The sequence below is a fragment of the Streptomyces apocyni genome (genome assembly GCF_009739465.1).
Classification (GTDB): Bacteria; Actinomycetota; Actinomycetes; order Streptomycetales; family Streptomycetaceae; genus Streptomyces; species Streptomyces apocyni.
The window spans coordinates 241,596-261,279 of the sequence record NZ_WHOM01000033.1; the positions used below are offsets into that span (position 1 = coordinate 241,596).

At 68.1% G+C, this 19,684-nt stretch carries 19 protein-coding genes; 1 reads left to right on the plus strand and 18 read right to left on the minus strand.

Annotated features, from left to right (window positions below):
- Positions 1 to 3 precede the first annotated feature (3 nt).
- The 12 genes from GCN81_RS01700 to GCN81_RS01755 form a co-directional block, all read right to left on the minus strand.
- Entirely contained in the window at positions 4 to 2,820 is a 2,817-nt protein-coding gene (locus GCN81_RS01700; RefSeq protein WP_156721593.1) for a DEAD/DEAH box helicase, read from the minus strand.
- A 102-nt stretch (positions 2,821 to 2,922) separates the two neighbouring features.
- On the minus strand, positions 2,923 to 3,813 hold the full coding sequence (locus GCN81_RS01705; protein WP_156721594.1) for a diacylglycerol kinase: 891 nt from the start codon (positions 3,811 to 3,813) through the stop codon (positions 2,923 to 2,925).
- Positions 3,814 to 3,835: 22 nt separating this feature from the next.
- Entirely contained in the window at positions 3,836 to 4,768 is a 933-nt protein-coding gene (tatC, locus tag GCN81_RS01710) for a twin-arginine translocase subunit TatC (protein WP_156721595.1), read from the minus strand.
- A 75-nt stretch (positions 4,769 to 4,843) separates the two neighbouring features.
- Complete coding sequence (gene tatA, locus GCN81_RS01715) at positions 4,844 to 5,137, minus strand: Sec-independent protein translocase subunit TatA (protein WP_156721596.1); 294 nt, start codon at positions 5,135 to 5,137, stop codon at positions 4,844 to 4,846.
- Positions 5,138 to 5,285: 148 nt separating this feature from the next.
- Positions 5,286 to 5,483: a hypothetical protein gene (locus tag GCN81_RS01720; protein WP_156721597.1), complete on the minus strand. Its 198-nt coding sequence runs from the start codon at positions 5,481 to 5,483 to the stop codon at positions 5,286 to 5,288.
- A 10-nt stretch (positions 5,484 to 5,493) separates the two neighbouring features.
- On the minus strand, positions 5,494 to 5,757 hold the full coding sequence (locus GCN81_RS01725; protein ID WP_156721598.1) for a hypothetical protein: 264 nt from the start codon (positions 5,755 to 5,757) through the stop codon (positions 5,494 to 5,496).
- Between the two features lie 2 nt (positions 5,758 to 5,759).
- Positions 5,760 to 6,785: a helix-turn-helix transcriptional regulator gene (locus tag GCN81_RS01730; RefSeq protein WP_156721599.1), complete on the minus strand. Its 1,026-nt coding sequence runs from the start codon at positions 6,783 to 6,785 to the stop codon at positions 5,760 to 5,762.
- Positions 6,786 to 6,801: 16 nt separating this feature from the next.
- Positions 6,802 to 7,755, minus strand: a complete 954-nt coding sequence (locus GCN81_RS01735; protein WP_156721600.1) for a helix-turn-helix transcriptional regulator — start codon at positions 7,753 to 7,755, stop codon at positions 6,802 to 6,804.
- A 161-nt stretch (positions 7,756 to 7,916) separates the two neighbouring features.
- Positions 7,917 to 8,291: an FKBP-type peptidyl-prolyl cis-trans isomerase gene (locus tag GCN81_RS01740; protein WP_156721601.1), complete on the minus strand. Its 375-nt coding sequence runs from the start codon at positions 8,289 to 8,291 to the stop codon at positions 7,917 to 7,919.
- A gap of 55 nt (positions 8,292 to 8,346) precedes the next feature.
- On the minus strand, positions 8,347 to 9,345 hold the full coding sequence (locus GCN81_RS01745; RefSeq protein WP_156721746.1) for an FKBP-type peptidyl-prolyl cis-trans isomerase: 999 nt from the start codon (positions 9,343 to 9,345) through the stop codon (positions 8,347 to 8,349).
- Between the two features lie 131 nt (positions 9,346 to 9,476).
- A complete protein-coding gene (gene pafA, locus GCN81_RS01750) occupies positions 9,477 to 10,838 on the minus strand; it encodes a Pup--protein ligase (RefSeq protein WP_156721602.1) in 1,362 nt (453 codons plus the stop codon).
- Positions 10,839 to 10,847: 9 nt separating this feature from the next.
- The gene (locus tag GCN81_RS01755) at positions 10,848 to 12,107 is read right to left on the minus strand and encodes an MFS transporter (RefSeq protein WP_156721603.1); all 1,260 of its coding nucleotides are present in this window, start codon (positions 12,105 to 12,107) and stop codon (positions 10,848 to 10,850) included.
- Positions 12,108 to 12,271: 164 nt separating this feature from the next.
- Between GCN81_RS01755 and GCN81_RS01760 the strand changes: the two genes are divergently transcribed.
- On the plus strand, positions 12,272 to 13,273 hold the full coding sequence (locus tag GCN81_RS01760) for a LacI family DNA-binding transcriptional regulator (RefSeq protein ID WP_231626295.1): 1,002 nt from the start codon (positions 12,272 to 12,274) through the stop codon (positions 13,271 to 13,273).
- 81 nt (positions 13,274 to 13,354) lie between these two features.
- Here GCN81_RS01760 and prcA read toward each other — a convergent pair whose 3' ends face one another.
- The 6 genes from prcA to arc all read right to left on the minus strand — a co-directional run bounded on the left by prcA (position 13,355) and on the right by arc (position 19,522).
- Positions 13,355 to 14,140 carry a proteasome subunit alpha gene (prcA, locus tag GCN81_RS01765; RefSeq protein WP_156721605.1) on the minus strand — a complete coding sequence of 262 codons (786 nt, stop codon included), beginning with the start codon at positions 14,138 to 14,140 and terminating at the stop codon, positions 13,355 to 13,357.
- Positions 14,141 to 14,220: 80 nt separating this feature from the next.
- Positions 14,221 to 15,066, minus strand: a complete 846-nt coding sequence (gene prcB / locus GCN81_RS01770; protein WP_156721606.1) for a proteasome subunit beta — start codon at positions 15,064 to 15,066, stop codon at positions 14,221 to 14,223.
- Positions 15,018 to 15,713 (minus strand): endonuclease VII domain-containing protein, encoded by a 696-nt coding sequence (locus tag GCN81_RS01775; protein ID WP_156721607.1) that lies wholly within the window; start codon positions 15,711 to 15,713, stop codon positions 15,018 to 15,020. The genes prcB and GCN81_RS01775 overlap by 49 nt, the downstream gene beginning before the upstream one ends.
- Positions 15,652 to 15,870 carry a ubiquitin-like protein Pup gene (locus GCN81_RS01780; RefSeq protein WP_156721608.1) on the minus strand — a complete coding sequence of 73 codons (219 nt, stop codon included), beginning with the start codon at positions 15,868 to 15,870 and terminating at the stop codon, positions 15,652 to 15,654. The genes GCN81_RS01775 and GCN81_RS01780 overlap by 62 nt, the downstream gene beginning before the upstream one ends.
- A 139-nt stretch (positions 15,871 to 16,009) precedes the next feature.
- A complete protein-coding gene (gene dop, locus GCN81_RS01785; RefSeq protein WP_407697926.1) occupies positions 16,010 to 17,521 on the minus strand; it encodes a depupylase/deamidase Dop in 1,512 nt (503 codons plus the stop codon).
- 234 nt (positions 17,522 to 17,755) lie between these two features.
- Positions 17,756 to 19,522, minus strand: coding sequence for a proteasome ATPase (arc, locus tag GCN81_RS01790; RefSeq protein WP_156721609.1), 1,767 nt, complete (start codon positions 19,520 to 19,522; stop codon positions 17,756 to 17,758).
- Positions 19,523 to 19,684 lie beyond the last annotated feature (162 nt).

Here is a 19,684-nt window from a genome sequence, read left to right on the forward strand (position 1 = left end):
GCCTCAGCCGACCGACGAGTACGCCACCACGCCCCGGCGCACCGCGTCCACAGCCTTGCGCGCGTTCTTCGCGACCGTGCTGCCGCCGTCCGCCGGGGCCGCCGCGGCGATCTGCCCGAGCACGTCGATGACCTGCTTGCACCAGCGCACGAAATCGCCCGCGGGCATCTCGGCCTCGCGCAGCACCTCGTCAAGTCCCTTGCCAGAGGCCCACATATACGCGGCCCAGGCGAACCCGAGGTCGGGCTCGCGCTGCCCGACCCCCTCCGCTTGGTTGATCTTGAATTCCTCTTCCAGGGCATCGAGCCGTCCCCAGATCCGCACCATCTCGCCGAGCGAGGCCTTCGCCCCGCCCGCTGGCAGCTTCGGCGCGAGCGCGTCGTCCGCGGCCCTCGCCTCGTACACCAGCGCCGAGACACAGGCGGCCAGTTCGGCGGGCTTGAGGCCCTCCCACACACCGGCCCGCAGGCATTCGCTGGCCAGCAGGTCCAGTTCGCCATAAAGCCGGGCGAGCCGCTGGCCGTGCTCGGTGACCGCGTTACCGCGCAGGTAGTCGAGCTCGGTGAGCAGCGCGACGATGCGGTCGAAGGTGCGGGCGATGGTGTTCGTCCGCCCCTCGATGCGCCGCTCCAACTGCTTGGTGTCCCGCAGCAGCCGGTGGTAGCGCTCGGCCCAGCGGGCGTGGTCCTCGCGCTCGTCGCAGCCGTGGCAAGGGTGTGCGCGCAGTTCGTTACGCAGCCGGGCGATCTCGCGGTCGTCGACAGCCGCGGAGCGCCCGCGCCGGTGCTTCTCGGCGCGGAGGTGGCCCGCCTTCGTCCGCAGCGCGGACGCCAGGTCACGCCGCGACTGCGGGGAGCGCGGGTTGAACGACTTGGGGATCCGCATCCGCTCCAGCGGCTCGACCGGAACCGGGAAGTCCATCGCCGCGAGGCGCTTGACCTGCCGCTCGGCGGTCAGCACCATCGGGCGCGGCCCGTCGGCGTGCTCGAAGCCGCGATGGCCGTTGGACCGCCCGGCGGGCAGCCCCGGGTCCAGGACCAGCGCCAGGCCCGCGTACTTCCCGGTCGGCACATGGATCACATCGCCCGGCTTGAGCTTCTCCAGCGCGACGGCGGCCGCGGCTCTGCGCTGCATCGCGCCCGCCTTGGCCAGCTCCGTCTCACGGTCCTTGAGCTCGCGGCGCAGCCGCGCGTACTCCTCGAAGTCGCCGAGGTGGCAGGTCATGGAGGCCCGGTAGCCCTCCAGGCCCTCTTCGTTGCGCTGCACCTGCCGGGAGATCCCGACGACCGACTTGTCGGCCTGGAACTGCGCGAAGGACGTCTCCAGGAGTTCGCGGGAGCGGTGCCGTCCGAACTGGTGCACCAGGTTCACGGCCATGTTGTACGAGGGCCGGAAGCTGGAGCGCAGCGGATAGGTCCGGGTCCCGGCGAGACCGGCGAGTGCCTCCGGGTTCATGCCGCGCTGCCAGAGCACGACCGCGTGGCCCTCGATGTCGATGCCGCGCCGCCCGGCCCGGCCGGTCAGCTGGGTGTACTCGCCGGGGGTGATGTCGGCGTGCTGCTCGCCGTTCCACTTGACGAGCTTTTCCAGGACGACGCTGCGGGCGGGCATGTTGATGCCGAGGGCGAGGGTCTCGGTGGCGAACACGGCCTTGACCAGGCCTTGCACGAACAGCTCCTCGACGACCTCCTTGAAGGTCGGCAGCATGCCCGCGTGGTGGGCGGCGATGCCGCGCTCGAGGCCTTCCAGCCACTCGTAGTAGCCGAGGACGTGCAGGTCCTCGTGAGGGATGGAGGCCGTGCGCGCCTCGACGATCTCGCGGACCCGGTGGCGGGCCGCCTCGTCGTTCAGCCGCAGGCCCGCGTACAGGCACTGCTGTACGGCGGCCTCGCAGCCGGCCCGGCTGAAGATGAAGGTGATCGCGGGCAGCAGCCCCTCGGCGTCGAGCCGCTCGATCACCTCGGGACGGGCCGGGGTCCAGATCCTGGAGCGCTGGCGGCGCTCGCGCTCACGGTCGGCCTCGCGCAGGTTCTTGCCGCGTCTGCGATCCCGGCCGAAGGTCTGGCGGCTGGCTTCCATGCGGGCCATCCGCTCCAGGTCGGGATTGACGGCCCGCCTGGCGGCCGTCGACTCCTCCTCGAAGAGGTCGTACATCCGGCGTCCGGCCAGCACATGCTGGAACAGCGGCACCGGACGGTGCTCGGAGACGATCACCTCGGTGTGGCCGCGTACGGTGTCCAGCCAGTCGCCGAACTCCTCGGCGTTGGAGACGGTCGCCGAGAGGGAGACCAGGGTCACCGACTCCTGGAGGTGAATGATCACTTCCTCCCAGACGGCGCCCCGGAAGCGGTCGGAGAGGTAGTGCACCTCGTCCATCACCACGTATCCGAGGCCGAGCAGCGCCTGCGAGCCCGAGTAGAGCATGTTCCGCAGGACCTCGGTGGTCATCACGACCACCGGGGCGTCGGCGTTGACGCTGTTGTCACCGGTGAGCAGGCCGACCTTGTCGGCGCCGTAGCGCCGTGTCAGGTCCGCGTACTTCTGGTTGGAGAGCGCCTTGATGGGGGTGGTGTAGAAACACTTCTTGCCCTGCTGGAGGGCGAGGTGCACGGCGAACTCGCCGACGATCGTCTTGCCGGAGCCGGTCGGGGCGGCCACCAGCACGCCCTTGCCCGCTTCCAGGGCCTGGCAGGCCTCTATCTGGAACGGGTCGAGACCGAAGTCGTACATCTCGCGAAAGGATGCGAGCGCGGTGGCCTGCTCGGCGGCTCGCTTGCGTGCTGCCGCGTACCGCTCGGCCGGTGAGAGGTCCTCTGTCATCTTGCTCCCGAGCCTACCCGCCACCACTGACACAGGTCGCGATCTTTGTTGAGCGCGCAAGAGACAGGGCCAGGGGCGGCGCGGGGCTGAGCCGGGCTGACCCTAGGGTGCGAGCACGCGCACCGCGCCCGGTACGCAGCGGGCGGTCAGGGGCAGCGGTCCGAGCGGTTCCCCGTCGGCGTATCCGGTGACCCCGGCCGCCTCGAGCGTGATCGAGGAGACCCGGTGCACGGTGACCTTGGGGTGGTCGAGGTGGGTCCCCCGGTACACCCGCGGGAAGACCTTGAGGAGCGTGGCGCGGCTACAGTCGCCGACCACGGTGACGTCGAAGAGTCCGTCGTCCAGCTCGGCGTTCGCGCAGATGCGCATGCCGCCTCCGTACGACGGGCCATTGCCGACGGCGATCAGGGTCGCCTCGATCTGCTGGACGGGCCCGTCGTCGAGGCGGACGCGGTACGGGATGGGCTGGAAGGCGGCGAGCTCGGCGACCATCGCCAGGTCGTACCGGAAGCGGCCGGTGGGCCAGCGCATCCGGTTGCCGCGGTCGTTGACCCGGGAGTCGAAGCCGGAGGCGAGGACGGTTCCGAACCATCGCTCGCCGACCCGCCCCAGGTCGACGTCCCGGACGCGGGCCCCTTTGAGGGCATCGGCGGCTATCCGCCCCGCCGCCCGCGGATCGCGGATGGGCAGGCCCAGGGCGCGGGCGAAGTCGTTGCCGGTGCCGACGGCGATCACACCGAGCGGAGTACGGGTGCCCGCGACGGCCTGGAGGCCGAGGTGGGTCATCCCGTCACCGCCGACGGTGATGAGCGCTCCGGTACCGGCCTCGACCGCCGCGCGGGCCCGGCGCAGCGCGTCGTCGGGGTCGGCGCCGAGGAGGGTGCGTACGGAGAAGCCGGCGGCGCGCAACGCCGAAGCGGCCGGTTGCGCCGCGTGGGCGCCCCGGCCGCGTCCCGCGGTGGGATTGACGAAGAGGGTGATCTCGCTGGTCACGGCCGGACCATACAAGGCCGCCTCAGGTCACGTCGTCGAAACCGTTCATCCTGCGGTTGTCGGAGTTCGCCTGTCCCGGCACGGTGGGGCCACCGGACGCCGACTCGGGTCCGCCGACGGGCTCCGGCGTGAGGTCAAGGTCGGAGGCTTCGTCGTCGCTCAGTTCGGGGCCCGCGCGCCGGGCCTTACGGCGGTCGTTGAGCAGCGAGAACGCCACGGCGCCGAAGTAGAGGGCGACCATGGGGATGGAGAGGGCGAGCATCGACACGGGGTCGGTGGGGGTCACCACCGCCGCGAACACGTTGATGCCCAGGACCATGCCGCGCCACCAGCCGAGCATCCGCTTGCCAGTGATCACTCCGCCGAGATTGAGCAGGGACAGCAACAGCGGCAGTTGGAACGCCAGGCCGAAGGCGATCACCAGCTTCACCGACATGCCGATGATGTCGTCCACGCTGATGTAGTTGGTGGCGCCGTCCACGCTGAAGCTGAGCAGCACCGGCACGGCCATCGGCAGGATCACGTACGCGAGATAGGCGCCGAGCAGGAAGAGCGGGGTGCCGACGGCCACCGTCCACAGGGCGTACTTCTTCTCGCTGCGGTGCAGGCCGGGCGCGACGAAGGCCCAGAGCTGGTACAGCCACACCGGCGCCGCCGCGACCAGGGCGGACACGATGGCCACCTTGACGTAGGTGGCGAACGGGGACGTAATGCCTGTTTGGGACAGGACGGCGCATTTCCCGCCCTGCGCCGCGGCCTCGGCTTCGTTCGCGCACCGTGGGACCGGTTCGCTCAGGAACTCGGCGATCTCCTTGGCGAAGAAGAGCGCCACGATCGCCAGCGGCACGATGGCCACCAGCGCTTTGAACAGCCGGTTACGCAATTCGCGCAGGTGTTCCACCAGGGGCATCCGCCCCTCCGGGTCCCTGGCCTCCTTGCGGGCGGACTTGAGCAACCCACGTCCTCGTCTTAGGGGGCGACCGGCCTACGGGCCGGCCACCCAGGTGCCTGTGGTGATTCGGTGTGCTGCTCAGCCCTGGGCGCGCTTGGTCTCGTCCACGGGGCGTGCGCTGCTGACGTCACCGGGGGCTGCCTGGATGGTCCTCGGCTGGGGCTCGTCGGAGGTGGACTCGGCCTTGGCCTTGTCCGCGCTGCTGCTGCCGGAGGCCGACGAGTCGCTCTTCATCGCGGCGGCCTCACTCTTGAGGATGCGCGCGGACTTCCCCAGCGAACGCGCCATGTCCGGAAGCCGCTTGGCACCGAAGAGCAGGAGAACGATCCCGAGGATGATGACGAGCTGCCAGATACCGATCTGACCGGGCATGAGTGCCTACCTTCTCACCGAGGCCTGTGGACAATGGATGCGACCATACGGACCACTCCCGAGGCTCGCACTGGTCAGTCATCGTAACGCGCGGCGGTAAACGCCTGGCAATGCCCGTGCGTACTCGCGCTGACGGGGGCCTCGCCGGTCAGCGCAGGGTCTCGCCGGAACGCGCCAGATCAGCCGCGGCTCGCTCCAGATTCCCGGCCGCGCGGTTGATCTGCCGCGCGGTGTCGTCGACTTGCCTTCCCAGCCTCCCGACCTCCAGGAAGACCCGGACGGCCAGGACGCCGAGCACGGCGATACCGCAGAATCCGAGGGCGATCGCGAGCATGGGCCAGAACATGCGGGCCAGCCTAGACCGTGGAGTGCAGCCGCAGGGTCCGCACCCCGCCGCCCGTGAGGAGTTCGACGATCCGCTCACCTGCGGGCTTGCGGACCGGGGTCTCACATTCGGGACAGGTGAACGAGTAGAACGTGGTGCGGGGACTGGCGCCGATCGCCAGCCGCAGGGCACCGGCGGACAGTTCGAAGTGGGCGCGGCAGTCGGGGCAGGCCGCCTTGAAGAGAATGGGAACCGAAGACCTGGAGATTTCGGTCACACGAGACATAGTCGACATGTTCAAGCTCCCTGCTCCCGCCCGTGTTCCTGCCCGTGATCCCACCCGCGATCCCGCCCGCGGTCCCGCCCGTGCCCCGGCCCGTCGTACGCCGCGAGTGCCTCCCGCGCCACCTGCCGCGCACTGTCGGCGAGACCCTGCGGCGACACAATGCGCCCGTCCCGGCCCAGCCGCAGCGCCAGCCGGCGCAGCGAACTCGGATCGGGCGTCCGCAGCGTGATCCGCAGCCCCCCGTCCGACAGGTCCTCCGCACTGTCATGCGGGTAGTACTCGGCCACCCAGCGCCCGCCAGGACCCACCTCGACCACAACCTCGGGATCATCCGCCGAAGGCTGCACCAGCCCCTCGGACAGGTCACGCAGCTCCAGCTCCGGCGGCGCCGCCGGAGCGTCGAGGATACGGATCTCCGCGACCCGGTCGAGACGGAACGTACGCCGGGCCTCCGACAGGCGGCACCAGGCCTCCATATACGTATGCCCGACAGCGAACAGCCGGATCGGGTCCACCTCGCGCTCGGTCAGCTCGTCCCGCGTCGGCGAGTAGTAGCGCAGCCACAGCCGACGCCGCTCCGAGATGGCCCGGTCCACCTCGGCGAACACCCCGCCCTCGGACTCGAACGTCACCGACAGCCGGTCACTGGCCCCGGCGGTGTCACCCGCGGCCGCCTCCAGCTTCGCGGTCGCCCGCAGCAGCGCCTGCCGGTCGCTCTCCCGCAGCCCCGGGAGCGTGGCGACCGCGCGGGCGGCCACCAGCAGCGCGGTCGCCTCATCGGCCGCCAGCCGGAGCGGCTCGGCCACATCGTCGGGGTTGTGCCACCAGATCCGCTCACCATCGGTGTCGATATCCAGCAGGTCACCGCCCCGGAAGCTGGTCCCGCACAGCGGCAGCACATCGAGGTCGGAGATCAGCTCGTCCTCGCTCACCCCGAAGGCCCGGGCCACATCCGCGATCCGGGCACCGGGGCGCTCCCGCAGATAGGTCACCAGCGACAGCATCCGCCGGGTCTGGTCGATCGCGTTCGCCGCCATCTTCCGCGTCTCCCCCTCAGCCCTTGGCCACGGCGCGCAGCCGGTCCACGACATCAGCCCGCAGCTCGGCGGGCTCCACTACGACCACATCGGCGCCGAACTCCACCAGCCAGGCGTCCAGACCGTGCCCGTACGGAATCTCCAACTCGTCCCAGCCGCCGCCCAGCTCCCGCACCGCCGTGGCCCGGGCCCGCAGCGGATAGCCGGCCCCCGCGCGCAACTCGATCCGCGCCGAGCGGTCGGCGTTCTCCCCCGCCCAGCTCGCGACCGTCTCCCGTACCCGCACCACATCGGGCACCTCGGCGGTGAACCGTCCGGCACGGGAACGGACCTTGCCGGTGATCCTGGAGAGCCGGAAAACCCGCTCCGCACCACGGTCACGGTCCCAGCCCGCCAGATACCAGTGCCCTCGCCAGCATTCCAGCGCCCACGGCTCGACATGCCGCACCTCGGGCCGTACCGCGGTCGCCTTGCGGTAGTCGAAGACCACCGGGCGGCGGTCCCGGCAGGCCAGCATCAACGGCTCGAACGCCGCCTCGTGCACCGGGATACGCGGCTCCAGCGCACTGTGCACCTCCCGCGGATCGGTCTCCTCCGGCATACCCGCCGCACGCAGCTTCTGCAGCGCGCCACTGGCCGCCCCCGCCAGCCTGGCCTGCTGCCAGACCTTCGCGGCCAGACCGAGCGCCGCGGCCTCCTCGGCGTCCAGCGTCACCGGCGGCAGCCGGTTGCTGTCCCGCCTCGCCAGATAGCCGACCTCACCGTCGAGGTTCTCGACGGTCTCGATGACCAGGCCCAGCTCACGTAGGTCATCCTTGTCCCGCTCGAACATCCGGTTGAAGGCGTCGTCCTGGCCCGCTTCCAGATAGGCCTCGATGGAGCCGCGCAGTTCACGCTTGCTGAGCGGCCGCCGGGTCCCGAGCAGACACAGCGCCAGATTCATCAGCCGCTCTGCCTTGGCAATCGCCATCGACGCCCTCTCCACCCTCCCACAAGTGCTGCTACGACCGTTGACCGTACCGCTCCGGGGACGCGTGGCAAAAGCCGAGGGCCCATGCCGGTCAGCATGGGCCCTCCACTCGTTCACACCCGGCCGGACATCCGTCCGACCGGACTGCGATCAGACGGCGGTCAGACGGCGACCAGGTCGCAGACGAAGATCAGCGTCTCGCCCGGCGCGATCCGGCCACCGCCGGCGCCCCGGTCGCCGTAGGCCAGGTGCGGCGGGATGGTCAGCTGGCGACGCCCGCCCACCTTCATGCCCTGCACACCCTTGTCCCAGCCGCTGATGACCTGACCGGCGCCCAGCTCGAAGGACAGCGGCTTACCGCGGTTCCAGCTCGCGTCGAACTCCTCACCGGAGGAGAAGGACACGCCCACGTAGTGGACCTCGACACTGTCGCCCGCCTTGGCCACCGGGCCGTCGCCCTCCCAGATGTCCTTGATCTCAAGGTCCTTCGGGGGCTCCCCGCCCGGGAAGTCGATCTCGGGCTTTTCGATGCTCACGTCAAACGCTCCTGCTTCTGCTGATGGCAACCGGGACAGTCTTACAGATGCGCCGTCACATCTTGGCGATGATGTCGACCGAGAAGACCAGCGTCGAGTTCGCCGGGATCTCCCCCTTCTCCTGATCCCCGTACCCCAGGTCCGGCGGCACGACCACCAGTACACGGCTGCCGACCTTCTTGCCCGTCAGCCCCTGCGACCAGCCCTTGACCACCTCACTCAGCGCGAACTGAGCCAGCTCACCGCGCTTGTACGAGGAGTCGAACTCCTTCCCGCCGTCCCACAGCACGCCCTTGTACTGCACCAGGACACTGTCGGACGCCTTCAGCTCCTCACCCTCACCCTCGATGACGTAGTTCGACACCAGCTTCTTCGGCTCGTCCTTCTCCGGGACATCGATCGACGGAGCCTTGCCGTCGGTGTTCGTGCCCACCTTCGGCAGGTCGATGTTGTCCTGCGCCACCTCCGTGCCCTTGGCGGCGCTCTTGCCGTTGAAGGAGTCCACGATGTCCACGACGAACACCAGCGTGTCGGTGCCCTTGATCTCCGCCTGCGGGTTGCCCTGCTCGCCATAGCCAAGCGCCGGCGGGATCGCCAGTTCGACCCGGCTACCGATCTTCTTGCCCACCAGCCCCTGGTCCCAGCCCGGGATGACCCGGCCCACACCGATCGGGAAGACCGCCGGAGCACCACGGTCATAGGAGTTGTCGAACACCTTGGCCGTATCCCAGATCTGACCGAGATAATCAGCCTGCAGGAAGTCCCCCTTCGCCACGACCCCGCCCTCGCCCCCGATCACGGTCTTCACCGCGAGGTCAGACGACGGCCTACCGGAACCCTTGGCCACGGTCGGCTTCTCACCGAACTCCGTACCCTCGGTGATCTCCGGCACAGGGCCGTCCACGATCTTCGCCTTCGCCGCATCTCCGGAACCAGGAGACTCCGGGGACTCGGGGCTGGGCTCGGACTTGCTCTTGTCGCTCTTTTCATCGCCGCAGCCAGCGAGCGTCAGCAGTCCAGCGGGGACGGCCAGGAGCAGGGAACGTCGGCGCACAATGGGCCTCATCATCGGTCGATCTTGCGGGGTCGGGTGCCCGCAACTCTACGACGCGCGAAGGGCGCCGCACGAAAGCCGTACGGCGCCCCGCGTTGCGCTCCGCCCCCGAAAAGGCGGCCCGCCCCACCTCACATACCAGCGATCAGCTTCTCCACCCGGTCGTCCACCGACCTGAACGGGTCCTTGCACAGCACGGTGCGCTGCGCCTGGTCGTTCAGCTTCAGATGCACCCAGTCGACCGTGAAGTCACGGCGCTGCTCCTGGGCGCGGCGGATGAAGTCACCGCGCAGCCGGGCCCGGGTGGTCTGCGGCGGCACCGACTTCCCCTCGAACACCTTCAAGTCGTTGCAGATCCGGGCCGCTTGCCCCTTCTTCTCCAGCAGGTAGTACAGACCACGACGACGATGAATGTCGTGATACGCGAGGTCTATCTGAGCGACCCGCGGATGCGACATGGTCATGTTGTGCTTGGCGCGGTACCGCTCGATGAGCTTGTACTTCATGACCCAGTCGATCTCGGTGTCGATACGGTCGAGATCCTCCGCCTCGATCGCGTCCAGCGTCCGGCCCCACAACTCCAGGACCTGCTCCACCGTGCCCGTACGAATACCCCGGCGGTCGACGAAGTCCACCGCCTTCTCGTAGTACTCGCGCTGCACCTCAAGCGCCGAAGCCTCACGCCCACTGGCCAGGCGCACCTTGCGCCGGCCCGTGAGGTCGTGACTGACCTCACGGATGGCCCGGATCGGGTTCTCCAGCGTCAGATCCCGCATCACCGTGCCCGCCTCGATCATGCGCAGCACCAGATCCGTCGCGCCGACCTTCAGCAGCATCGTCGTCTCGGACATGTTCGAGTCGCCGACGATGACATGCAGCCTGCGGTACCGCTCAGCGTCCGCGTGCGGCTCATCACGCGTGTTGATGATCGGGCGGGAGCGGGTGGTCGCCGAAGAGACCCCCTCCCAGATGTGCTCAGCCCGCTGACTGACGCAGTACACCGCACCTCGCGGAGTCTGCAGCACCTTCCCCGCGCCACACAGCAGCTGACGGGTCACCAGGAACGGAATGAGAATATCCGCGAGCCGGGAGAACTCCCCATGACGGGCCACCAGATAGTTCTCGTGGCAACCATAGGAGTTCCCCGCCGAGTCGGTGTTGTTCTTGAAGAGATAGACGTCGCCCGCGATTCCCTCCTCATGCAGACGGCGTTCGGCGTCGACGAGCAGGCCCTCCAGGATGCGCTCGCCCGCCTTGTCGTGGGTGACCAGCTCGGTCACGTTGTCGCACTCGGGAGTCGCGTACTCCGGATGCGAACCCACGTCCAAGTACAAGCGGGCGCCGTTCCGCAGGAAGACGTTGCTACTGCGGCCCCATGACACAACACGGCGGAAGAGGTAGCGCGCCACCTCGTCAGGAGACAGACGGCGCTGCCCCCTGAACGTACACGTGACGCCGTACTCGTTCTCCAGCCCGAAAATGCGGCGGTCCATGACTGAACATTACGCCTGATGCCCCGCACTGAAACCGGGTTCGACAGCACCGTTTCGATCACTTTCGGACGAGCCGGTCACCCGCACCGTACGAACCGGAGCCGCCAGCACCCGAACCGTCGCCATCAGAACCAGGAACGCGGCCGCTCCCCCACCGCCCGCCACCACGAAACCCGCGACGGTCCCGCCCCCTTCAATCGCCGGCCCCGCCACGCCCGTGCCCAGCGCCGCCCCCACACCGAACGTCGTCACCAGCCACGAGAACGCCTCCGTGACCGTCCCCGCCGGCGCATGCCGATCCACCACAATGAACGCACACGCCAACGACGGCGCCAGAAACACACCCGACACCGCCGCCAACGCACACATCGCCAGCACCCCCGGCGTCAGCACCAACGGCAGATACCCCAGCGCCAGCAACCCCACCAGCACCCGCAGCCGCCGCTCCGGCACCCCCGCCCACTGCCGCGCCCCGTACAACGCACCACCGACCAGCGCGCCGAGGCCCAGTGACGCCATCAGCCAGCCGTACACGGCCTCCCGCCCATGGTCGTCCGCGTACGCCACACCGGCCACCGTGATCGACCCCAGCGCGAGCCCCACGAAGAAGAACGCACCCAGCAACGCCAGCAGCCCCGGCGAACGCAACGCCCCCAGCCAGTGCGCCTCACGCGGCGCCGACCGCCACGCGCGCGACGGCCCCGACACCACGACCGACACCGCACCGGCGACCCCGATCACATTGATCACCAGCAGCGCCGCGGGAGCCGACCACAGCGACACGATCAGCGTCACCAGCAACGGCCCCACCGTGAACAGGATCTCCTGCGCCACCGCGTCCAGCGCATATGCCGCGTGCACCCGGTCCTCACGCCCCAGCACACTCGGCCACAGCGCCCGCAGCCCGCCCTCAAGCGGCGGCGTGAACAGCCCCGCCATCCCCACGGCCGCATAGGCCAGGGGCAACGACCCGATACCCGAGAACGCGAACACCGCCATCCCCGCCGCCGACAAGACCGCCGCGGGGAACATCACCCGCGGCTGCCCCCGAAGATCGACCACACGGCCCAACAGCGGCTGCCCCAGTGCCATCGCCAGGCCATAGACGGCCGCCAGCGCCCCGGCCAGGGTGTAGCTGCCGCCCTCGGCACGCGTGAACAGCACGATCGCGACATGACCGGTGGCACTCGGCAGCCGACCGACCAGCGTCCCGCCGAGCAGCCTGGCCGCATGCCGCGTCCGCAGCAGGTCCACATATCCCGCGGCCATGTACGGCCCCTCTCACCCACACCGAGGTTTTACGTATAACGTCTGCCGTTATACGTACCATGAGCCCAGCCAACAGGTCCACCCAGAGACCACGCGGCGACCACACAGCGACCCCACCACCAGCATCCGCCGCCCCCGCGGCAACCGCACGAGAGGAGCCCCCCGTGGCACGGCCCACGAGCAAAGACGTGGCCCACGCCGCCGGCGTCTCCCAAGCCGCCGTCTCCCTCGTACTCGGCGACAAATGGCGCGGCCGCGTCTCCGAACGCACCGCCCAACGCGTCCGCGCCACCGCACGCGAACTCGGCTACCGGCCCAACCTCGCCGCCCGCAGCCTCCGCCTCGGCACCACCCGCACCGCACTCCTCGTCGTCCCCGCCCTCACCCACGACTTCTTCGCCCGCGTCTACACCGGCGCCGCCCGCATCGCCACCACCCACGACTTCGGCGTCGTCCTCTACCCCTCACCCGAAGGCATCGGCCCCGCCAAAGACCCCTTCGCCTCCGCCCGTACCGCACTCGACGGCGTCATCGCCTCCTCCATGGCCGCCGAAGCCCTCACCGCCATCCGCGGCGCCGACCTCCCCCTCGTCATGCTCGACAGCGACCCCACCGACCCCACCCCCGCCGCCCACGTCAACGTCGACCTCGCCGACGGCATGCGCCAAGCAACCGAACACCTCCTCACACTCGGCCACCGCCACTTCCTGCACCTCGCCGCCGACGTCGACTCCTGGACCTTCCACGTACGCGCCAGGGCCCTCGCCGAAACCCTCAGCACCACCCCCGACGCCACCGCCCGCACCGCCCCCGCACCCCTCGCCGTACACGAAGCACGAGCAGCCGCGGAACACGCCCTCACCGCACCGGGCCCCCGTCCCACCGCCGTCATCTGCGACGACGACATCATCGCCGCAGGCGCCTGCAAAGCCGCCCGCCGCCTCGGCCTACACATCCCCCACGACCTCTCCATCACCGGCTTCGACGACCTCACCCTCGCCACCGCCGTCGACCCCGAACTCACCACCATCCGCCTCCCCGCCGAACACGTCGGCGAACGCGGCATGGAAGCCCTCCTCGCCGTACTCGACGGCCGCACCCCCGCACACGACCCACTCCCCGTCGAACTCGTCGTACGCGACTCCACCGCACCACCCCCGCCCTAACCCGCCCCACGACGCACCGCGCCCCCGCGTCGCACGAAACGACACGGGGGCGCGAACACCTACCCAGAAGGCGAGAAAGAGCTACTCCGCGCTCTCCGCGCCCCCTCCACCCTCCCCAGTCTCCTCATCCGACGGAGCCTCCGTCGGCGTGGTAGCCGCAGCGTCCGCCTCCGCCTCCAGCAGACGACTCAACTGCCGCCCCACAATCCGCTTGAACTTCCGCTGCTGCGGACGCGTACGATCCAGCACCGCCACCTCAAGACGCTCCGCGGGAATCTCCCGCTCACCGCCGTTCGGCTCACGCGACAGCGCCTGAACCGCCAGCTGCAACGCCTCCGCCAGACTCATCCCATCCCGATGACGCTGGTCCAGGAAACTGCTGATCTGCTCCGCGTTACCGCCAACCGCCACCGCGCCGTGCTCATCGACGATCGACCCGTCATGCGGCAACCGATAGATCTGATCACCCGCCGCCTCGGCGCCCACCTCGGCGACAACCAACTCCACCTCATACGGCTTCTCAGCCTGACTCGAGAAGATCGTCCCCAACGTCTGCGCATAGACGTTCGCCAGACCACGCGCCGTCACATCATCACGGTCATACGTATACCCACGCAGATCCGCATAACGGACCCCACCGATCCGAAGATTCTCGTACTCGTTGTACTTACCGGCGGCCGCGAAACCGATCCGGTCATAGATCTCGCTGAACTTATGCAGCGCACGGGACGGGTTCTCGCCGACAAACACAATGCCGTCGGCGAACTGCAGCACAACAAGGCTGCGACCACGGGCGATCCCCTTACGGGCATACTCCGCCCGGTCGGCCATGGCCTGCTGGGGTGAGACATAGAACGGCGTCGACACCGGCTATCCGTCCCTTCCTATCAGTGACAAGTGAACTCCGGACCCCACTTCCGCCCGGCCCATCAGAACCACACAGCCCCTCAGAGCAACGCGGCACGCGGACCATCGGGCCGCTCAAGCCGCCGCTCCGTGATCTGACGAGCCAACTCAGACGACTCCTCCTCCGAAAGCCTCCGGAACCCCTCATCGGAGATCACCGTGACAATCGGGAAGATACGCCGAGCCATATCCGGACCACCCGTCGCCGAGTCGTCATCCGCCGCGTCATACAACGCCTGCACCACCAGTGTCGTCGCCTCCTGCTCCGTCAGATCCTCGCGGTACAGCTTCTTCATCGACCCACGCGCGAAGATCGAACCCGAGCCCGTCGCCGCGTACCCCTGCTCCTCAGAACGGCCACCCGTCACGTCATACGAGAAGATCCGCCCCTTCTCACGATCCAGGTCATACCCCGCGAACAGCGGCACCACGGCCAGACCCTGCATCGCCATCCCGAGATTCGACCGAATCATCGTCGACAGGCGATTCGCCTTACCCTCCAACGACAGCTGCGCACCCTCAACCTTCTCGAAGTGCTCCAGCTCCAACTGGAAGAGCTTCACCATCTCCACCGCGAGCCCAGCCGTGCCCGCGATCCCGACGGCCGAGTACTCATCCGCCGGGAACACCTTCTCGATGTCCCGCTGCGCGATCATGTTCCCCATGGTCGCCCGCCGGTCACCGGCGAGCACCACACCGCCGGGGAACGTCGCCGCCACGATCGTCGTGCCATGCGGCGCCTGTACCGCGCCCTGCCCGGGCGGCAGTTGGCGACTGCCCGGCAGCACGTCCGGCTGATGCACGGCCAGGAAGTCTACGAAGGACGACGACCCAGGCGTCAGGAAGGCAGCTGGTAGACGCCCGGTGCTACGAGGATTGGCTTCCACGAGTTTCCTCCCAGGTATGCGATGGCCCGTCTCAGCGCGTCAGGGTCGTCCCCCAACTTGCCAATGGCCGAATTACAGTTGAAGCACAGTACGCCACGGACCTTACCCGTCTCGTGGCAGTGATCCACCTGTACTGCCGGGGCTTTCAGGCAGATCACGCAGAGCCCTCTCTGCGACGCGATCATCTCGTCACGCTCAGCCTCCGTGATGCCGTACTGACGCTTCAGGTGGCTCGCCCGACCCGCTATGGCCCGGCACGCCTTGCAGCGCGTGGCCAGGCCGTCAGAAGACGAGCTGTTTCGATGCCACTCCGAGTACGGCTTGACTTCCCCACAGCCCAGGCACCACTTGCACCCTGCAGGCACCCGCCCTTGCGGGAACGCCGCCCTCCCCATCGCCTCTTGGCGCTTCCGGTCAGACAGCGCCCCGCAGTCACGGCAGAAGCCCTGCAAGCCATCGAGGTTCGACCGCTTGGCTGCGAAGCACGTGCGCGGCTTCACCTCACCGCACCGCGCACAACACTTCAGGTTCCCTGAGGCCACCACTTCACCCACCGGACGCCTTCGATTCGAAGGTGAAAGTGGCCTACTGGCCACCTTTCTGAACGAAGGAGCGCACGAAGTCCTCCGCGTTCTCCTCCAGTACATCGTCGATTTCGTCAAGCACGGAGTCCACGTCGTCCGACAGCTTCTCCTGGCGCTCCTGGAGGTCTTCCGAGGCCTGCGCGTCCTGCGCGGTCTCCTCGACCTCCTCGGTGGAACGCGTGGCCTTCTGCTGCCCACCGCCGGTGTCCTTGGTCGCCATTTCCCTCACCCCGCTCCGGTAAGTACGACTCGATTGCATCGGTCAAGATCAGACCCTACAAGCCCGGTCCGACATCGGCCCCGCACTTGCTTACTACAACGTGCGAGGACCACCTCGATGATTCCCGCACAGGCGCGCTTTAGCCTCCGGAGAGCACGCGGACCAGGTCTTCCGCCGTGCGGCAGCGGTCCAGCAGCTCCTTTACGTGGTTTCGCGTTCCGCGTAGTGGTTCCAGGGTTGGCACGCGCTGCAGGGAGTCGCGGCCGGGGAGGTCGAAGATGACCGAGTCCCAGGAGGCCGCGGCGACGTCGTCGGCGTACTGCTCCAGGCAGCGGCCGCGGAAGTAGGCACGGGTGTCCTCTGGGGGCTTGGTCTCGGCCCGTTCGACGCCGGGCTCGTCCAGGAGGCGTTTCATCTTGCCGCGGGCCGCCAGACGGTTGTAGAGGCCCTTGTCGGGGCGTACGTCGGCGTACTGGAGGTCGACGAGGTGGAGCCTGGCGGCGTCCCAGTCGAGGTTGTCGCGGCGGCGGTAGCCCTCCATGAGCTCTCGTTTGGCGACCCAGTCGAGTTCGCCGGACAGGCTCATCGGGTCCGTCTCCAGGCGGCCGAGCACGTCTTCCCAGCGGATCAGGATGTCCTTGGTCTGGTCGTCGGCGTCGGAGCCGAAGCGTTCTTCGACGTACTTGCGGGCGAGCTCGAAGTACTCCATCTGGAGTTGTACCGCGGTGAGTGTCCGTCCGCTACGCAGCGTGATCAGGTGCTGGAGGCTGGGGTCGTGGGAGACGTGGTGGAGGGTGCGGACGGGCTGGTCGACGGCGAGGTCCACGTTGATGAAGCTGTCCTCGATCATGGAGAGGACGAGGGCGGTGGTGCCCAGCTTGAGGTAGGTGGAGATCTCGGAGAGGTTGGCGTCGCCGATGATGACGTGCAGGCGGCGGTATTTCTCGGCGTCGGCGTGTGGCTCGTCGCGGGTGTTGATGATGGGGCGTTTGAGGGTGGTCTCGAGGCCGACCTCGACTTCGAAGTAGTCGGCGCGCTGGCTGAGCTGGAAGCCGTGTTCGTGGCCGTCCTGGCCGATTCCGACGCGTCCGGCGCCGGTGATGACCTGGCGGGAGACGAAGAACGGGGTGAGGTGGCGGACGATGTCTGAGAAGGGGGTTTCCCGCTTCATCAGGTAGTTCTCGTGGGTGCCGTAGGAGGCGCCCTTGTTGTCGGTGTTGTTTTTGTAGAGGTGGATGGGCTGGGCGCCGGGGAGCTGGGCGGCGCGTTCGGCGGCTTCGGCCATGATGCGCTCGCCGGCTTTGTCCCAGAGGACGGCGTCGTAGGGGTTGGTGACCTCGGGGGCGCTGTATTCGGGGTGTGCGTGGTCGACGTAGAGGCGTGCGCCGTTGGTGAGGATGACGTTGGCGAGGCCGATGTCCTCGTCGGTGAGCTGGCTGGCGTCGGCGGCCTCGCGGGCGAGGTCGAAGCCTCGGGCGTCGCGCAGCGGGTTTTCTTCCTCGAAGTCCCAGCGGGCGCGGCGCGCCCGGTGCATCGCCGCTGCGTAGGCGTTGACGATCTGGGATGAGGTGAGCATGGCATTGGCGTTGGGGTGGCCGGGGACGGAGATGCCGTACTCCGTCTCGATGCCCATTACTCGCCGTACGGTCATGCGGCCCTCCTTGCCCGGCGGCGCTCCCCTTCGGGTGCGGCGCTCAAGTACCGCTGGTTCTCCGGTGCGTGTGCGGTGCCCGTCCCCGCACTGCGCGACTCGGCGGTACCGAAGAGCCTAGAGCGCCTTTGTGCTGGTGGGGAGATCGTTTCAGTCATTGGTGGTGCATGGTTTTGGCCTGGAATGCAGTCGGCTGCGGGTACCCGTGTGGGGCACCCGCAGCCGCCCTTGGTTTTACAGGTACTGGCCGGTGTTGGCCACGGTGTCGATGGAGCGTCCGGTGTCCGCGCCCTGTTTTCCGGTGACGAGGGTGCGGATGTAGACGATCCGTTCGCCCTTCTTGCCGGAGATGCGGGCCCAGTCGTCGGGGTTGGTGGTGTTGGGCAGGTCCTCGTTCTCCTTGAACTCGTCGACGCATGCCTGGAGGAGGTGCGCGACGCGGAGGCCCTTTTGGTTGTGTTCGAGGAAGGCCTTGATGGCCATCTTCTTGGCGCGGCCGACGATGTTTTCGATCATGGCGCCGGAGTTGAAGTCCTTGAAGTAGAGGACTTCCTTGTCGCCGTTGGCGTATGTGACCTCGAGGAAGCGGTTCTCCTCGGATTCGGCGTACATGTGCTCGACGACGGACTGGATCATGGCGGTGGCGGTGGCCTGGCGGTCGCCGGTGTGTTCGGCCAGGTCGTCGCCGTGGAGCGGCAGGGTGGGCTTCAGGTACTTGGTGAAGATGTCCTTGGCCGCTTCGGCGTCCGGGCGCTCGATTTTGATCTTTACGTCGAGGCGTCCGGGGCGCAGGATCGCGGGGTCGATCATGTCCTCGCGGTTGGAGGCGCCGATGACGATGACGTTCTCGAGGCCTTCGACTCCGTCGATCTCGGCGAGGAGCTGCGGGACGATGGTGTTTTCCACGTCTGAGCTGACGCCGCTGCCGCGGGTGCGGAAGAGGGATTCCATCTCGTCGAAGAAGACGATGACGGGGGTGCCTTCGCTGGCCTTCTCGCGGGCACGCTGGAAGACGAGGCGGATGTGCCGCTCGGTCTCGCCGACGTACTTGTTGAGGAGTTCGGGGCCCTTGATGTTGAGGAAGTAGCTCTTTCCGGCGGGCTGTCCGGTGACTTCGGCGACCTTCTTGGCAAGGGAGTTGGCGACGGCTTTGGCGATGAGTGTCTTGCCGCAGCCGGGGGGGCCGTAGAGCAGTACGCCCTTGGGGGGCCTGAGCTCGTGTTCCTTGAAGAGGTCGGGGTGGAGGTAGGGGAGCTCGACGGCGTCCCGGATCATCTCGATCTGTCCGCCGAGGCCGCCGATCTTCTCGTACGAGATGTCGGGGACCTCTTCGAGTACGAGCTCTTCGACCTCGCTCTTGGGGATGACTTCGTAGACGTATCCGGAGCGTGGTTCGAGTAGGAGGGCGTCGCCGGCTCGGATGTTGATGTCCAGCAGGGGCTCGGCGAGTCGTACGACGCGTTCTTCGTCGGTGTGTCCGATGACCAGGGCTCGTTCGCCGTCCTCGAGGATTTCCTTGAGGGTGACGATGTCTCCGGCGCTCTCGAACTCCATGGCCTCGACCACGTTGAGCGCTTCGTTGAGCATGACTTCCTGGCCGCGTCGGAGCTCGTCGAGCTCGACGCTGGGGCTGACGTTCACGCGGAGTTTGCGGCCTCCGGTGAAGATGTCGCAGGTGTCGTCCTCGTTGGCGTGCAGGAAGACGCCGAAGCCGGCGGGCGGCTGGGCGAGCCGGTCGACTTCTTCCTTGAGGGCCACGATCTGGTCTCGGGCCTCACGGAGTGTGTTCGCGAGTCGTTCGTTCTGTGCGGAGACTCCGGCCAGGTTGGTCTGCAGCTCGACGATGCGCTCTTCGAGAATCCTCGTGTGGCGCGGTGAGTCGGCGAGCTTGCGTCGCAGGACGGCGATCTCCTGCTCTAGGTAGGCAATCTGACCGGCAGGGTCATCGGACCCTCGACCCGGGCGGATGCCGCGGTTCATGTCGTCGTCGTGGGCTGCCACGGTCCTCACCTCCTCCAAGGGGAGCTGGACGCTTCCTGACCCTACCTGGGCAGGTACGGATTGAAACCCCTAGATCCACAAAGACGGTCGGGGTGTGTCCGATCTTCACCCTTGCGTACTCCCTCACGCCAGGTGAATACCCACGGAACAACATCGGAAAGC

Coding starts and splice junctions, on each gene's coding strand:
- GCN81_RS01700 (WP_156721593.1), bottom strand. CDS start 2,820: ATGACAGAGGACCTCTCACCGGCCGAGCGGTACGCGGCAGCACGCAAG.
- tatA (WP_156721596.1), bottom strand. CDS start 5,137: ATGCCCGGTCAGATCGGTATCTGGCAGCTCGTCATCATCCTCGGGATC.
- GCN81_RS01720 (WP_156721597.1), bottom strand. CDS start 5,483: ATGTTCTGGCCCATGCTCGCGATCGCCCTCGGATTCTGCGGTATCGCC.
- GCN81_RS01725 (WP_156721598.1), bottom strand. CDS start 5,757: ATGTCGACTATGTCTCGTGTGACCGAAATCTCCAGGTCTTCGGTTCCC.
- GCN81_RS01730 (WP_156721599.1), bottom strand. CDS start 6,785: ATGGCGGCGAACGCGATCGACCAGACCCGGCGGATGCTGTCGCTGGTG.
- GCN81_RS01735 (WP_156721600.1), bottom strand. CDS start 7,755: ATGGCGATTGCCAAGGCAGAGCGGCTGATGAATCTGGCGCTGTGTCTG.
- pafA (WP_156721602.1), bottom strand. CDS start 10,838: ATGGACCGCCGCATTTTCGGGCTGGAGAACGAGTACGGCGTCACGTGT.
- GCN81_RS01755 (WP_156721603.1), bottom strand. CDS start 12,107: ATGGCCGCGGGATATGTGGACCTGCTGCGGACGCGGCATGCGGCCAGG.
- GCN81_RS01775 (WP_156721607.1), bottom strand. CDS start 15,713: ATGTACTGGAGGAGAACGCGGAGGACTTCGTGCGCTCCTTCGTTCAGA.
- GCN81_RS01780 (WP_156721608.1), bottom strand. CDS start 15,870: ATGGCGACCAAGGACACCGGCGGTGGGCAGCAGAAGGCCACGCGTTCC.
- dop (WP_407697926.1), bottom strand. CDS start 17,521: ATGACCGTACGGCGAGTAATGGGCATCGAGACGGAGTACGGCATCTCC.